Here is a 1,088-nt window from a genome sequence, read left to right on the forward strand (position 1 = left end):
CGTTGTTGGAAAAGTCGGGGGATGACCCTGGCAGGTGGGAGTCAAAGAGACGAACGTGAGTGAACCGCTGATGACGTGTCGTAAAAAGTTTAAATCGATGTCGAAACCGGGGGGAATGCATGCTCCGGGACAAGGTTGGGCGATGCCTGCTGACGGCCCAACCGGCATCCGGCATAAAGGCGGCGTGACTTTGATTCAGGCTTCGGTAAGGAACTTGGGAACCTGTCGTCCCGATGCGAAGGGAGAAGTCCAAGCGGAAGGCCTCCGCAAGGATGAGAGTACCGATGCGGGGCACAGGGGCGGAGACGTCCGTAGTAGGGTTGAAGGTCCTGTAATGGGGCTGGACCGAAGGGGCGTCATCGTCTGGCTTTATGCTGTGGGCAACCCGCCAGGGGAGGACCCGCGTGGATAAGGCAAAACCGTTTTGTATTTCCAAACGTGAGGTGTGGGAAGCGTATCAGCAGGTGAAGGCCAACCGTGGGGCGGCGGGCGTGGATGGGCAGTCGATGAGGGAGTTCGAGGCGGATTTGAAGAACAATCTGTATCGGATTTGGAATCGGATGTCTTCTGGCAGCTACATGCCACCGCCAGTCTTACGGGTTGACATACCAAAGGACGGGGGTGCGGGAACGAGGCCGTTGGGAATACCCACAATCTCAGATCGCATCGCTCAGACGGTGGTCAAGCGATATCTGGAACCGCTCGTGGAACCGGTGTTTCACCGCGACTCATACGGGTATCGTCCCGGACGATCGGCGCATCAGGCGCTCAACGTGGCTCGGCAGCGATGCTGGGACTACGAGTGGGTGCTCGACCTCGACATCAAGAATTTCTTCGGTAGTATCGACTGGGAACTCATGATGCGCGCGGTGCGCTGTCATACGGACTGCGCGTGGGTGCTGCTGTATATTGAGCGCTGGCTGCAGGCACCTGTGCAAATGCCTGACGGGACCGTGGTGCACCCGGACAAGGGCACGCCGCAAGGCGGTGTCGTAACCCCGGCAACAACATAGCAAACTCGCGAGTAAGATGTGGCCTTCGCATATCAAGGGAGTGCCTGGCGCCATGGTCCAGAGGATGTCTTGCCA

The 1,088-nt window shown here is 58.5% G+C and carries 1 protein-coding gene; it reads left to right on the forward strand.

Annotation, left to right across the window (positions count from 1 at the left end):
• Window positions 1-404: 404 nt before the first annotated feature.
• Complete coding sequence (locus tag A3A5_RS39280; RefSeq protein ID WP_157637288.1) at window positions 405-1,013, forward strand: reverse transcriptase domain-containing protein; 609 nt, start codon at window positions 405-407, stop codon at window positions 1,011-1,013.
• Window positions 1,014-1,088 lie beyond the last annotated feature (75 nt).

The organism is Cupriavidus sp. UYPR2.512 (assembly GCF_000379565.1).
Taxonomy (GTDB): Bacteria; Pseudomonadota; Gammaproteobacteria; order Burkholderiales; family Burkholderiaceae; genus Cupriavidus.